Origin of the sequence: Erythrobacter cryptus DSM 12079, assembly GCF_000422985.1 — a bacterium.
In the GTDB taxonomy this organism is placed as follows: domain Bacteria; phylum Pseudomonadota; class Alphaproteobacteria; order Sphingomonadales; family Sphingomonadaceae; genus Erythrobacter; species Erythrobacter cryptus.
Window position 1 is genome coordinate 67401 of the sequence record NZ_AUHC01000008.1, and the last position, 13126, is coordinate 80526.

The window sequence follows — 13126 nt, forward strand, 5'->3', positions numbered from 1 at the left end:
GGATCACTCCGCCGCCAGCAGCGTCGCTTCGCCAAGATCGACGCTGACGAGGCGCGAGACCCCTTTTTCGGCCATGGTCACGCCGAACAGGCGGTGCATCCGGCTCATCGTCACAGCGTTGTGGGTGACGATGAGGTAGCGTGTGGTGGTGGTGCGCACCATCGCATCGAGCAGGTCGCAAAAGCGCTCGACATTGGCATCATCGAGCGGCGCATCGACCTCGTCGAGCACGCAGATCGGCGCCGGATTGGTGAGAAACAGCGCGAAGATCAGCGCGGTGGCGGTGAGCGCCTGTTCGCCGCCCGAAAGCAGCGAGAGCGATTGCAGCCGCTTGCCCGGCGGCTGGGCGTAGATTTCGAGGCCCGCCTCGAGCGGATCGTCGCTGTCGATCAGCGCAAGGTGCGCGCTCCCGCCCTCGAACAGGCGGGTGAAGAGCTGGCGGAAATGGCCGTCCACCGCCTCGAAGGCGCTGCGCAGGCGCTCGCGCCCCTCGCGGTTGAGACTGCCAATCGAGCCGCGCAGCCGCGCGATCGCCTCGACCAGTTCGGCCTGTTCGGCGGCGCTGGTGCCGGCCTCGGCCTCGATCCGCGCCAGTTCCTCGGCGGCCACAAGGTTGACCGGGCCAAGCCGCTCGCGCGCCGCGGTGAGCCGCTCGAGCGTGGCCGATTCCTCGGCCGCCGGGGCAAGGTCTTCCTCGGCAAAGCCGAGCCGGGCAGGCAGCAGCGGCGGCGGGCACTGGAAGCGCTCGCCCGAAATGCGCGCCATCTCGGCCCGGCGCAGCTCCTCGTTCTCGGCCCGGGCACAGAGCCCGGCGCGGGCCTCGCGCGCCTCGGCCAGCGCCTCGCCCGCCGCGGCGAGCGCCGCATCGGCAGCGCGCTGGCGCGTCTCGGCCGCGCGCATCGCGGCCTCGGCCTCGGCCAGCTCGGCGGCAAGGCGCTCAGCGGTCTCCTCGCCTGCGGCAAGTTCGGCGGCGAGCGCGGCGGGGCGATCGGCGTGGAGCGCGTGCTCCTCGGCGATCTCGGCGAGCCGCCGGGCGGTTTCGGCGAGGCGCCGATCGGCATCCGAGGCGCGCGCCTGCCAGCCGGCATGGTCGGCCTGCTGCGCGGCGAGCCGCTCGCGCGCGGCGGCCAGCGCCTGGTCATGCGCGGCCAGCTCTGCGAGCGCGGCCTGCACCGCGGCGCGGGCCGCAGCGTGGCGGGCCTGCGCCGCCTCGAGCGCGGCGCGCCCGGCATCGCGCGCGGGCAGGCGGCTGCGCGCTTCTTCGGCGGCGGCAAGATCGGCGCGCGCGGCAGCGAGCTGGGCCTCGATCTCGCTGGCGCTCGCGGCCAGCTCGGCGAGGCGCGCGGCGCGGCGCTCGCGCGCGGCCTCGGCCTGATCGAGCCGCCGCAGCGCCTGGCGCTCGGTCTCGATCGCCTGGGCAAGCGCACGCTCCGCGGCGACCAGCGCGGTCTGGAGCGCGGCGAGTTCCTCGCGCACCGCGCGCTCGTGCGCCTCGGCGGCCTCGGCCGCGGCGCGCCGGGCGGGAAGGGCCGCATCAAGCTCGGCGAGGCGGTTGGCGGCCTCGAGCTGGGCGGCCTCGGCGGCGCCCTCGCCGCGGGCGATGAAGCCGTCCCAGCGGCGCAGGTGGCCGGCGCGGGTCACCAGCCAGTGCCCGGGGGCGAGCGCACGACCATCATCCTCCTCGAGGCAGTGGACGAGCGCGAGCCGCGCGGCAAGCTGCGGCGGACAGGCGGACAGGCGATCAAGCAGGCTGTCCGCCACCGGCGCGGGAGCCTCGGCCCCGGCCCAGAATCGCCCCTCGGCCGCGGGCGCGGGTGCGCCGAGCGGGGCCTTGGCATCGCGCCCGAGCACCGCGGCGAGCGCGCGCTCGTAGCCGGGGGCGACCTTGACCGCCTCGAGCGCCGCAGTGAGGCCTTGGCGCCCGGCCTCGCGCCGCGCCCGCGCCTCGCGGTCGCGCAGCAGCGCGGCGTGCTCGCGTTCGATCCCGGCAAGCTCGGCCCGCGCCGCGGCGAGCGCGCTTGCCGCCTCATCGCGCTTGGCCTGGAGCGCGGCCTTGCGTGCCTGATCGGCGGTGAGCGTCTCGCGCTGGCGGGCAAGCGCGGCGGCGGCTTCCTCGGCGGCGCGGCGCGCGGCGGCAAGCTCGGCCTCGGGATCGCCGCTCGCTTCCAGCTCAGACCGCGCCCGGGCCAGCCGCGCGGCCTCGGCCTCGATGCGGGCGAGCCGCGCGGCGGCCTGTTCGCAGGCGGCTTCGGCGATGCGCCATTCGGCCTCGACCCCGGCGTGATCGGCGGTGGCCTTGGCAAGCGCCAGTTCGGCGGCGCGGTGGGCGCGCTCCTTGTCCTCGCTCACCGCGGCAAGCCCTGGGCGCGCGGCTTCGGCGGTGGCCACCGCGGCGCGGCTCGCCTCGAGTTCCTGCCCCAGCCGGGCGAGCGCCTCGACCGCGGCGCCGGTGAGCCGGTCGGCATCATCGCGGTCTTGCTCGAGCCGGCGCTGCTGGCGGGCCAGATCGGCAAGCCGCGCCTCGGCCGCCTCTAGCTTCTCCGCGACCGCTGCCATGCGGTGCGAATGGGCGGTGCAATCATCGCGCCGGTCGGCCAGTTCCTCGCGCGCGGCGGCCAGCGCCGCGGCGGCGGCGGCCTGTTCGGCCTGGGCCTCGGCCTGGCGCGCCTGGGCGGCAATGACCTCGGCCTCGGCGGCGCTCGCCGCAGCGCGCGCGGCGGCGGCAGCAGCGGCGGCCTCGCGCCAGCGGGCGAACAGCAGCCGCGCCTCGGCCGCCTGGATCTGCTGCGACAGTTCGCGGTAGCGCTCGGCCTGGCGGGCCTGGCGCTTGAGGCTGGCGATCTGCGCGTCAAGCCCGGCCATCAGGTCTTCAAGCCGGGCGAGGTTGGCCTCGGCGGCGCGCAGCTTGGCCTCGGCATCCTTGCGGCGCACGTGCAGCCCGGCGATCCCGGCGGCTTCCTCGAGCATGGCGCGGCGCTCGGCCGGGCGGGCGGCGATCACCTGGGCGATCTTGCCCTGGCTCACCAGCGCCGGGGAATGGGCCCCGGTGGCGGCATCGGCAAAGGTCAGCGCCACGTCGCGGGCGCGCACGTCGCGGCCATTGACCCGGTAGGCGCTGCCCGCGCCGCGCTCGATCCGGCGGGTGACGATGAGTTCCTCGCCGCGATCATCGCTGGCGTGGAGCACCACCTCGGCAAAGTCGCGCGGCGGGCGGGTGGCGGTGCCGGCGAAGATCACGTCCTCCATCCCGCCCGAGCGCAGCGACTTGGCCGAGGTCTCCCCCATGACCCAGCGTATCGCTTCAAGCAGGTTGGACTTGCCGCAGCCATTCGGCCCGACGATCCCGGTCAGCCCCGGTTCGATGCGCAGTTCGGCCGGCTCGACGAAGCTCTTGAAGCCGCTGAGCTTGAGCCGGTGGAACTGCATCACCTGCGCGCCTGCCCCCCGCTGCCGGCGCCTTCAGCGCGCCCCGGCGCGTTGCAGCAGCGGTTCAAGCTGCTGCCACTGGGTCACGTCGAGCTTGCTGCCGTTGAGCAGGAAGGTCGGGGTGCCGGTGACCTTGTCGCGGGCATTGTTGGCTTCGACCTGTTTGACGAGGGCGTCGATCCTGGCGCTGTCGGAGAGGCAGACACGCGCCTGATCGGCGCTGATGCCGCGGGCGGAGAAGAACGCGATCAGGCCTGTCGCCTCGGCGATCGCGAAGAAGCGCTGATCGATCGGCAACTGGCCGGCCGCCTCGACCGCCTGCGGATTGCTCTGCAGACCCTGGAACACGGCTGGCAGGTTCTGCCACACCTGATCGGAGAGCGGCTGATATTGTTCCTTGGCCCCGCACCGGGCCAGCAGCGCAATCACGAGATCGAAGCTGTTGAGAAAGGTCTCGCGCTGTTCAAAGCTGACCACACCGCTCGCCACATACTTGTCCTTGAGCACCGGCTTGCCGGTCTGGGCAAACTCGGCGCAGTGGGAACAGGTGTGCGAGGCATATTCAACCAGCTTGAGCGGCGCTTCCGGATTGCCGATGCGATAGCCGCCCTCCTCGGTCACCGCGACGACATCGGCCCATTTGGTGCCCGGCGGCGGGGCGATCGCCGGGATCGGCTCGCCATTGGCCGCGCCGCTCGCACCGGTGGCATCCGTGGCATCGGAGCAGGCGGCAAGCGCGAGCGGGGCTAGCGCGAGGAGGAGGGGCAGGCGCAGGCGGGACTTTCGCATCGGCACGGGATCCTTGAGCAAGGGTCTTGGGGTGGGGTGATAGCCGCGCGCGCGCCCGCGCAGCAAGGGGCGCCGGCGCGGCTGTGAACAGCCGGGATCAGCCCGGAGCTTGCGGGGCAAAGCGGGCCGAGAGCACCGGATAGAGCGCCTTCCAGCTGTGGACATCGGCAAGCAGCTTGCCATCGAGGGCAAAGCTCGGGGTGCCGGGCACCGCGAACTCGTCATAATCATCCCTGGCATTGCGGATCAGCGCCTTGGCGGCGGCATCATCCATCAGGCAGGCGTCGATCTCGGCCTGGCTCTGCCCGCGCTTTGCCAGCATCGCCGAAAGCCCCAGCGCGCTCGCCATGTTCATCCGCGCCGCCTTGTCGCCCCGCGCCCAGATCTGCTGCTGGCTCTGCGGCGCGTTCTGGGCGCGCGCCAGCCAGTCGCTCTGCGAGAGCATCAGCACCTGGTGCCGGGTCTTGAACCCGGCAGGATCGCCACACTGGGCGAGCAGCGAGACGGTAAGATCGATGGCGTTGCGGATCACCGGGCGCACCTCGAGCGCGAGCTTTCCGGGGCCAAGCAGCGCCAGCTCGATCGCCGGTTCGCCCTCGATCGCAAATTGCGCGCAATGCGGGCAGGTGTAGCTGATGAACTCGATCAGCCGGCCATCCGCCTCGGGGTTGCCGATCAGGTGACCGCGCGGCGTGCGGGTGATGGTCGCCTGCCAGGCCTTGGCCTTGGGCTTGGGGGCAAGGCTGCCCTGGGGGCTGGCAAGGCTCGGCTGCCCGGCGAGCGGGGTGGCCGCGGCGAGCGCCAGCGCGCCCGCGGCGGCGGCAGCGGCAAGAAGGAGCGGCTTCATCATCGGGGGTATTCGTCCTTGGTGGGGAGGCTTGAGGCCTCGCTCTCGGTGAGGCTGCGCGCCAGCGATTCGAGCACCGCGCGCAGTTCCGGATCGCCAATATCGCGCAGGCTGTCGCCCAGTTCCAGCGGGATCGGCTTCAATGAGGGCGGAGGCGGGGGCGGGCGGCGTTCGGGCGGGGGGGGCACCCGGCCCTGGCGCAGCTTGATGCGCGCCACCGCGCGATAGCCGAAGAAGCGGTTGACCCGCGTGATGATCTCCTCGCCAAGCTGCTGGATCAGCGGGGCATGGGCCGGAACCACCACCAGATCGAGGATGCCTTCGGCCTTCTCGCCCGGGGGAAAGCGGATCGCCTCGGGCCGGCACACCCGGGCGTGCTCGGCCCCGACGATCTCGCTCCAGCGGGTGACGATCGAGCTTTGCACGAAGCCGAAGCGGCGGAAGGCCGCCCGGCCGATCTCGGGCGTCAGCTCGCCGATCGCGCGCACCCCCTGTCCGCGCGGGCGGACATAGGGCTGGGGCTTGCCGGGGGCCTGGGGCTTGCCGGGTTTGGCTTGGCCGGGTTTGGCGGGATGGCGCGGGCCGCTTTGCGTCATGGCGCCTGCCATGCCATAGGCGCGGCGTGGGTGCCAGCATCTCCGACAAACTGCTTGCCTGGTATGATCGCCATGCCCGCGATCTGCCCTGGCGCCTGCCCCCCGGGGCGCCGCGGCCCGACGATCCTGATTTTCCCTATCGCGTGTGGCTGTCCGAGATCATGCTTCAACAGACCACGGTGGCCGCGGCCAAGCCCTATTTTGCCCGCTTCATCGCCACCTGGCCGAGCATCGCGGCGCTGGCGGAGGCTGACGAGGCCGCGGTGATGGCGGCCTGGGCGGGCCTTGGCTATTATTCGCGCGCGCGCAACCTGTTGCGCTGCGCCCGCGAAGTGGCGGCGCGCGGCGGCTTTCCCCGCAGCGAGGCCGAGCTGCGCCGGCTCCCGGGGCTTGGGCCCTATACCGCCGCGGCGATCGCCGCGATCGCCTTTGGCGCGCGGGCGGTGGTGGTCGATGCCAATGTCGAGCGGGTGGTGGCGCGGCTCTTTGCCATCACCGTGCCCTTGCCAGCGGCGCGGCCGCAAATCCGCGCCGCGGCCGAGACCATCACCCCCGCGGGGCGCGCCGGGGACTTTGCGCAGGCAATGATGGATCTGGGCAGCCAGGTCTGCACCCCGCGCGCGCCGCGCTGCCCGCTGTGCCCGCTGGTCGAGGCTTGCGCCGCGCGCGCTGCGGGCGATCCTGAGGCCCTGCCGCAGCGCGCGCCCAAGCGCGCCGTGCCCGAGCGGCGCGGCACCGCCTTCTGGATCGCCCGCGCCAATCCCGCAGTCGCTGGCGGCGCCGAGGTGTGGCTTGTCACCCGCCCGCCGCGCGGGATGCTGGGCGGGATGCGCGCGCTGCCCGATGATGGCTGGAGCGCGCGCGCCGATGGCACGGGCCGCGCCCCGATCGCGGGCCCGCGCCGGGCGCTCGGCGCGGTGCGCCACGGCTTTACCCACGCGCGCCTCACCCTTGCCGTCGAGGCGCTTGAAACCAGCGCCGATCCGCCGGGTGAGGGGGCTTGGTGGCCGGTGGGCACGATCGAGGAGGCCGGGCTTGCCAGCCTGTTCCTCAAGGCTGCACGGCTGGCGCGCGCGGCGGGCGCCTAGATCACCCCACCGCCCAGCGTCAGGCGGAGGGCCGCGATCAGCAGCACGATCAGGCAGAAATTGCGCCCGCCCTCGCGATCCGACAGCGCCCCCAGAACGATCCCGACCACGATCAGCGGCAGGGCCAGCCAATTGGCCCAGCCCAGCAGCGGGATCTGCGCCGGGATCACGATCACCAGGCTCACAAGCCCGACGAGGTAGGCAAGCGCGTTGAGCATGTGTCTTATATAGATAAGACACTGCCCGCGCGCAAGCCGCGCGCGGCCCGGCGCTTGCTGTGCGGTGATTGACCAGCCCCGCGCCCTGCCGCAGGAAGGGGCGCGCATCCCAGTCGGAGATTCTTGCCCCATGACGATTGACCCCGCTGCCGCCCCCGTGCTCTCCCGCCGCGCGCTGATCCGCACCAGCGTGCTGATGAGCGGCGGGGCGATGCTGTCCACCTTGCCTTTTGGCCGGGCGGCCCTTGCGCTCCACGATGTCTCGGAAAGCTGGCCCCATGTCGCGGCCCTGGCCGAACGCTATGTCGCCAGCGGCAAGGTTGCCAACATGCTGATGACCTTCGGTTGGGGGGACGCGCCCCATGCCCACACGGTGGGCGGCGGCACGCTCGCGCTCGGCAAGGCCGAGCCGGTGGACGAGAATTCGCTCTACCGCATCTATTCGATGTCCAAGCCCATCACCGGCATGGCGACGATGATCCTGATCGACGAAGGCAGGCTCGGGCTTGACCAGCCGCTTTATGAGATCCTGCCCGCCTTTCGCGACATGCAGGTGCTCCTTGATCCCGAAGGCCCGCTCGACAACACCGTGCCGGCGATCCGCCCGATCACCATCCGCCACCTGCTCACCCACACCGCCGGGCTTGGCTACCAGATCGTCAGCAAGGGGCCGCTGCGCGATGCCTATAATGCGCAAGGGATCGTCGGCGGGCGGGTCAGCCGTATGCCGCTGCCGGGCTTTCCGCCTGTCACCCCGGCGCCGGGGCTTGCCGCCTGGGCCGATCGGCTGGCGCAATTGCCGTTGATGTATCAGCCCGGCACGCGCTGGAGCTATTCCTGCAGCATCGACCTGCTCGGCCGGGTGATCGAGGTGGCCAGCGGGATGCCCTTCGAGGCCTTCCTGCAAAAGCGCATCTTTGAACCCTGCGGCATGACCAGTACCTTCATGACCGTGCCGCGCAGCGAGGCGCACCGCCTCACCGACAATTACGGGATCGTCGGCGGCACCCCCTTCCCGATCGATCCGGGGACCAATTCGGTCTATCTCGATCCGCCCGAGGTGCCCGCGGGCGGCGGCGGCCTCGTCTCGAGCCCGAAGGACTATGACCGTTTCCTGCGGATGCTGCTTGGCTATGGCCGCATCGATGGGCGCTTCGTGATGAGCGAGGAAGCGGTGCGGGTGGGCACATCCAACCTGCTGCCCGAAGGGGTCGATCTTTCCGGCACCTGGATTGAGGGTGAGGGGCACGGCGCGGGCGGGCGCGTGCGCGGGGCGCAATATGGCTGGGGCGGGGCGGCGGGCACGCTCGCCGCGGTCGATTTCGATCTCAAGCTGCGCAGCGGTCTGTTCACCCAATACATGCCGGCCGAGGCCTATCCGGTGCGAACCGAGTTCCAGGCGGCGATCGAGGCCGATCTTGCCGCGCTGCGGGCAGAGCGCAAGGCGGCGTGATGCTGAGCACCCTGCCCGCCGCCGCGCCCAAGCCAATCGCCTTTGCCGGATCGCCGCTCGATCGGGCCGATCACATCCGCATGGACGATGAGGCGCTTGCCGGACTGATGAACTGGCGCGCGCGGGTGCTGCTGCTCGATGGGCTGCTGCCGGGGGTGGACGATCAGGGCGGGCTTGTCTGGGGCAGCCTTGCCGATGTCCCGCCCGAGGCCGAGCTGGTGTTCCTCGGCCTCATCGAGGGCAAGGCCCATTTCGCCCCCGTGCCGGCGCAGGGGGCCGAGGGGCCGGCCTATGCCATGCCGCGCGCCTGGGCGCTGATGACCCAGCTCTCACCGCCCGATCTTGCCATCTATGGCGCCGCGCGCAGCCTGGTTGATTGGCACGCGCGCCACCGCTTCTGCGCCCGCTGCGGCGCGCCCACGCGGCTCGCCAAGGGCGGCTGGCAGCGCCACTGCGCGGCCTGCGGGGCCGATCACTTCCCCCGCACCGATCCGGTGACGATCATGCTGGTCGAGCACGAAGACAAGCTCTTGCTCGGCCGCCAGCCGCGCTTTCCGCCCAAGATGTATTCGGCGCTCGCAGGCTTTGTCGAACCGGGCGAGACCATCGAGGAAGCCGTGGTGCGCGAGATCCGCGAGGAGGCGGGCGTGGCCGTGCGCGATGTGCGCTACATCGCCAGCCAGCCCTGGCCCTTTCCCAGCCAACTGATGATCGGCTGCACCAGCGTGGCCGACGATCCCACGCTCGCGATCGACACCACCGAACTCGAAGACGCGCGCTGGTTCACCCGCGCCGAGCTCGAGGCCGCGCGCGCCGCGGGCGAGGCGGGGACCGAGCTGCTCTATTTCCCGCGCCCCTTTGCGATTGCCCATCATCTCATCTGCTGGTGGCTCGACCGATGAGCAGCGCCGGGCCCGAGCATGTCACCATCGACATCTTCTCCGATGTCATGTGCCCCTGGTGCCTGATCGGCTATGGCCAATTGTCGCGCGCGCTTGACCAGTTGCAGGGCGAGATCGCCGCAAGCATCCGCTGGCGCCCGTTTGAACTCAACCCCGACATGCCACCCGAGGGGGAGGAACAGGAAGCCCACCTCGCGCGCAAATATGGCCGTTCGGCTGCGCAAGGCGCGGCGATCCGCGGCCAGATGCAGGCGCTTGCCGCCGAGGCCGGGGTTTCGCTTGCCTGGGAAGGCGAAGGCGCGGCGCCGACGGCAATGATGTGGAACACCCGCGCCTGTCACAAGCTTCTGTCCTTCGCGCTCGATGAAGCCGGGCCCGAAGTGCAGACCGCGCTCAAGCTCGCGCTGTTTCGCGCCCATTTCAACCAGCGCCGCAACATGGCCGATGCGCAAGTGCTGCTCGAGATCGCCGCGCAGGTGGGGCTGCACCGCCTGGCGGCGCGCGCGGCGCTCGCGGATGCGGCGCTCGATGCGCGCGTGCGCGCCGAACAGCGCGAGGCATGGGACATGAACATTACCGGGGTTCCGGCGATGATCGTCGAGGGGCGTTTTCTCATCCCCGGGGCGCAGGCGCCCGAGACCTATGTCAATGCCCTGCGCCGGGTGGTGGAGAGGCGCCGCGCCGCAGCGGGCGAGGCGCTCACATAAGCCCCAGCTTTTCCAGCTTCATGGCAAGGTGCCCGGGCAGGGCATCGCCCAGCGCCTCGCCCTCGGCCAGATCGCGCGGGGCATCGGCCGCGGAAAGATAGCGCCAGCCCTGGTGCGCGCGTTTGGGCTGAGGATGGACGCGGATCAGCCGCGGTGCAAGGCAGATGTCCCAGCGGCCATCGGCGGTCTCGGCAAAGCCGAGGATCGGCGAACGCGCCACCAGCGTGTGGTTGACGATCCAGTAGAGCGAGCCGCCGATGCACTCGGCATGGCGCGTCGGGCGGTTGCGGGTGGTGAGGCGCACCTCGCGCCGGCTCTGATACCAGCTTGCAAGCTCGGCATAGCTTTTCGCGCCATAGGCGATCTTGGTGAGATGGAGAGGCATGGGGCAAGGGTTCATGCCCGGCCGCGCGGGCAAGTCAACCGGCGAGGTATTGTTCGAGCGTCAGGTGCAGCCGGCGGATGCGCGCTTCCTGGTAGTTCCCGAGCGTCTGCCCGCCCTTGCGCGAGGCCCGGGCGCCCTCGCGCTGGAGCAGCAGGTTCTCGGTGTCCTGATCGAGGATTTCGGCGAGGGCAAAGCCGGGGATGGTGGTGTAGCTGTCCTCCACCCCGAGGCGGATCGGGGTGGCCGGGGCAGGGCGCGCGCCGCTTGCGGGCAGGGGCTGGAGCAGCAGGATCTCGTGCAAGGTCTCCTCCACCCCCAGCGGGCGGAAGCGATAGCACAGGCGGATATTGATGCCGGGGAAGAAGAAGGCGTTGGGAAAGAGGAAATATTCGATCGAATCGAGCATTTCCGCGGTCGAGACGCGCGACAGGTCGGTGCCGAAGGCCGCGCCCAGCTCGGCGCGCAGCAGCCGGGCATGTTCGGCCCGGGCGCTGGTGCCGGGGGACAGCGCTGCCGGATCGCGCCCGAGCCGGGCGAACACCGTCTCCTCGCGCACCGGGCGCGGCAGGTGGGGGCTGGGCACCCCGATGGCGTGGATGAAGCGCGAGACATGGGGACCGAAGATGTCATACTGGGCATTGGCATCAGCGGCGGTGTAAAGCGCCTGCGGATGGGTGGCGAGCACGTGCCAGGCCTCGAGGAAGGCCTCCATCGCCATCTTCCAGTTGGCGGGCAGCACCTTTTCGGTGTGGAGCGCGACATAGCGATCATCCATCGGCCAGTGGCGGAAATGCTCGGGGATCACCTCGAGCTGATGGGCCAGCGGGGGCGGCGCTGCCCCCATGTGGATGAAGACGAAGCCGCCCCAGGTCTCGCAGGCGATTTCGTCCAGCCCGAAATCGGCCTCGCGCACATGGGGAAAGTCCCAGCGGCACGGCATTTCGCGCAACGAGCCATCGAGGTTCCAGCTCATCCCGTGGAAGGGGCAGCGGATCGCCCTGCGCACGCCGCCGCGGCTGCCCTCGCGGGCAAACTTCATCCCCCGGTGCGGGCAGGAATTGATGAAGGCGCGGATGCGGCTGTCCTCGCCCCGGACCACCAGCACCGAATGGCGCCCGATGTCATAGACATGGCGATCACCCGGCGCCGGGATGTGCTCCTCGCGGCAGGCCCATTGCCAGACATTGGGCCACAGCCGCTCCATCTCCGCCTCGTAAAAGGCCGGATCGTGGTAGCGGGCAAAGGGAATGTCACCATCGCCGAGGAAGGCATAGCGCTGCTCGCGCAGCGGCGGCGGCGGATCGTCGCCATCGGCGGCAAGAATGTCCTGATAGGAGGGGCCGGGGCAGCGCGCCGCCCCCGGGGGCAGAGCAGGATCGCGCGGCGGGGCAGGATCGCGTCTGCTCACGCTCGCATCGCCTCGCGCCGGTAGAGAGGGTCATCGGGCTTGCGCGCGCCGATGAGGAAGGGCGCGCGTGCGAGCATGGCATCGCTTGCCGGATCGTCGCGCAGCCAATCGACGAGTTCGGCGCGATAGGCGATCTTCCAGATGCCGCCGCGCCGCTCGTAGCGATCGAGATAGCGCCCGGCGATGAACAGATCGCGCGGCGCGCCTTGCGCATCGAAGCTGCGGTGCCAGGCCTGATAATAGACCTCGCCAAAGGCCTCGTCCGCGCCGGCAAAATCAACGAGGTGTTGGCCGATCAGATGATGGTTGCGCGCATGATCCTCGAGCGCGGCCATGCAGAAGGCGGCAAAGTCCGCAGGGCCGCCGGAAAAGATGCCATATTCGCAGCGCGCATCGGGCCAGAACTGGGCCGCGAGCAGCGCTTCGTCGAGCCGGTCGAGTGCGCGCATGTAGAGCGCGGCAAGATCGGCAAGGGCAAAGCGGTCCTCGGCCCTGGCGCTCATGCGATCGACAGGCCCCCATCGACGATGAAGGGCGCACCGGTGGCAAACTTGCTTTCATCGCTCGCAAGATAGACGACGAGATGGGCAATATCCTCGACCTCGCCCATCCGCCCGATCGGCTGGGCGATGCTGAAGGCCGCGCGGGTCGCTTGCGGGTCGGGCGTGCCGGCAATCACGCTTTCGACATTGGGGGTGAGGATCGTGCCGGGCTGGATGCAATTGACCCTGATGCCGTTCTTCTCGCGCGCGCAATAGAGCGCGATCGACTTGGTGAGCATCGCCACGGCCGCCTTGGCCGAATTGTAGGCGGCCAGATCGGGGGAGGGCTTGTTGCCCGCGGCGGAGGAGAAATTGATGATCGAGCCGCCGGCGCTCCCCCACTCCTTGTGGCGCGCCATCAGCGGGATCGCTGCCTTGCAGCCCATGAAGATCGAATCGACGTCAACCGTGTAGCAGCGGCGGAAATCTTCCGGCGTTATGTCCATCACCGAGCCATAGACGGTGATCGCGGCGTTGTTCACCAGCACGTCGAGCCGCCCGTGGCGCGCTTCGACCGCGCCGATCACCTCCTGCCAGCGCGGCCAATCGGTCACGTCCTGGTGGAGGAAGTCGCAGCCCAGCGCCGCCGCGCTCGCCGCGCCGACTTGCGCATTGATATCGGTGATGATGACGCGCGCGCCCTCGGCGATCAGCGCCCTTGCCGCGGCCTCGCCGAGGCCCATCGCCCCGCCGGTCAGCAGCACCACCTTGCCGGCCACGCGCCCTGCCATCCTGCTCTCCCCTCGTCTCCTTGGGGAAAGAGGG

Annotated in this window: 13 protein-coding genes; 4 read left to right on the plus strand and 9 right to left on the minus strand. The window is 70.8% G+C overall.

The genetic code is table 11. The annotated features are described in order from the left end of the window. Window positions 1–3: 3 nt before the first annotated feature. The 4 genes from smc to G524_RS15165 form a co-directional block, all read right to left on the minus strand. A complete protein-coding gene (gene smc, locus G524_RS0106440; protein ID WP_027442982.1) occupies window positions 4–3426 on the minus strand; it encodes a chromosome segregation protein SMC in 3423 nt (1140 codons plus the stop codon). A gap of 33 nt (window positions 3427–3459) precedes the next feature. Further along, window positions 3460–4215, minus strand: coding sequence for a thioredoxin domain-containing protein (locus G524_RS0106445; protein ID WP_027442983.1), 756 nt, complete (start codon window positions 4213–4215; stop codon window positions 3460–3462). A 97-nt stretch (window positions 4216–4312) separates the two neighbouring features. Next, the gene (locus G524_RS15160; RefSeq protein ID WP_036857567.1) at window positions 4313–5065 is read right to left on the minus strand and encodes a DsbA family protein; all 753 of its coding nucleotides are present in this window, start codon (window positions 5063–5065) and stop codon (window positions 4313–4315) included. Then, window positions 5062–5658 carry a DUF721 domain-containing protein gene (locus tag G524_RS15165; protein ID WP_036857582.1) on the minus strand — a complete coding sequence of 199 codons (597 nt, stop codon included), beginning with the start codon at window positions 5656–5658 and terminating at the stop codon, window positions 5062–5064. The genes G524_RS15160 and G524_RS15165 overlap by 4 nt, the downstream gene beginning before the upstream one ends. Before the next feature lie 26 nt (window positions 5659–5684). Between G524_RS15165 and G524_RS0106460 the strand changes: the two genes are divergently transcribed. Beyond that, window positions 5685–6746, plus strand: coding sequence for an A/G-specific adenine glycosylase (locus G524_RS0106460; RefSeq protein WP_027442984.1), 1062 nt, complete (start codon window positions 5685–5687; stop codon window positions 6744–6746). On the opposite strand, the gene G524_RS0106465 is transcribed toward G524_RS0106460, so the two are convergent. Beyond that, window positions 6743–6964 (minus strand): hypothetical protein, encoded by a 222-nt coding sequence (locus tag G524_RS0106465; protein ID WP_027442985.1) that lies wholly within the window; start codon window positions 6962–6964, stop codon window positions 6743–6745. The genes G524_RS0106460 and G524_RS0106465 overlap by 4 nt on opposite strands. 130 nt (window positions 6965–7094) lie before the next feature. Here G524_RS0106465 and G524_RS0106470 point away from each other — a divergent pair, with 130 nt between their 5' ends. The 3 genes from G524_RS0106470 to G524_RS0106480 are packed head-to-tail and all read left to right on the plus strand — an operon-like array spanning window position 7095 to window position 10026. After that, on the plus strand, window positions 7095–8417 hold the full coding sequence (locus G524_RS0106470) for a serine hydrolase domain-containing protein (protein WP_027442986.1): 1323 nt from the start codon (window positions 7095–7097) through the stop codon (window positions 8415–8417). Beyond that, window positions 8417–9319 carry an NAD(+) diphosphatase gene (nudC, locus tag G524_RS0106475; protein WP_027442987.1) on the plus strand — a complete coding sequence of 301 codons (903 nt, stop codon included), beginning with the start codon at window positions 8417–8419 and terminating at the stop codon, window positions 9317–9319. Before G524_RS0106470 ends, nudC begins: the two co-directional genes overlap by 1 nt. Continuing rightward, the gene (locus tag G524_RS0106480; protein WP_027442988.1) at window positions 9316–10026 is read left to right on the plus strand and encodes a DsbA family oxidoreductase; all 711 of its coding nucleotides are present in this window, start codon (window positions 9316–9318) and stop codon (window positions 10024–10026) included. Before nudC ends, G524_RS0106480 begins: the two co-directional genes overlap by 4 nt. Here G524_RS0106480 and G524_RS0106485 read toward each other — a convergent pair. Genes G524_RS0106485 through G524_RS0106500 form a run of 4 tightly spaced genes read right to left on the minus strand, consistent with a single transcriptional unit; the run spans window position 10019 to window position 13092 of the window. Then, window positions 10019–10411, minus strand: a complete 393-nt coding sequence (locus G524_RS0106485; protein WP_027442989.1) for a DUF1489 family protein — start codon at window positions 10409–10411, stop codon at window positions 10019–10021. The two genes, G524_RS0106480 and G524_RS0106485, sit on opposite strands and share 8 nt — an antisense overlap. Before the next feature lie 34 nt (window positions 10412–10445). Continuing rightward, window positions 10446–11819 (minus strand): aromatic ring-hydroxylating oxygenase subunit alpha, encoded by a 1374-nt coding sequence (locus tag G524_RS0106490; RefSeq protein ID WP_051220951.1) that lies wholly within the window; start codon window positions 11817–11819, stop codon window positions 10446–10448. Next, the gene (locus tag G524_RS15170; RefSeq protein ID WP_051220952.1) at window positions 11816–12322 is read right to left on the minus strand and encodes a nuclear transport factor 2 family protein; all 507 of its coding nucleotides are present in this window, start codon (window positions 12320–12322) and stop codon (window positions 11816–11818) included. Before G524_RS15170 ends, G524_RS0106490 begins: the two co-directional genes overlap by 4 nt. Then, the gene (locus tag G524_RS0106500; protein ID WP_027442991.1) at window positions 12319–13092 is read right to left on the minus strand and encodes a glucose 1-dehydrogenase; all 774 of its coding nucleotides are present in this window, start codon (window positions 13090–13092) and stop codon (window positions 12319–12321) included. Before G524_RS0106500 ends, G524_RS15170 begins: the two co-directional genes overlap by 4 nt. Between the last annotated feature and the right edge of the window lie 34 nt (window positions 13093–13126).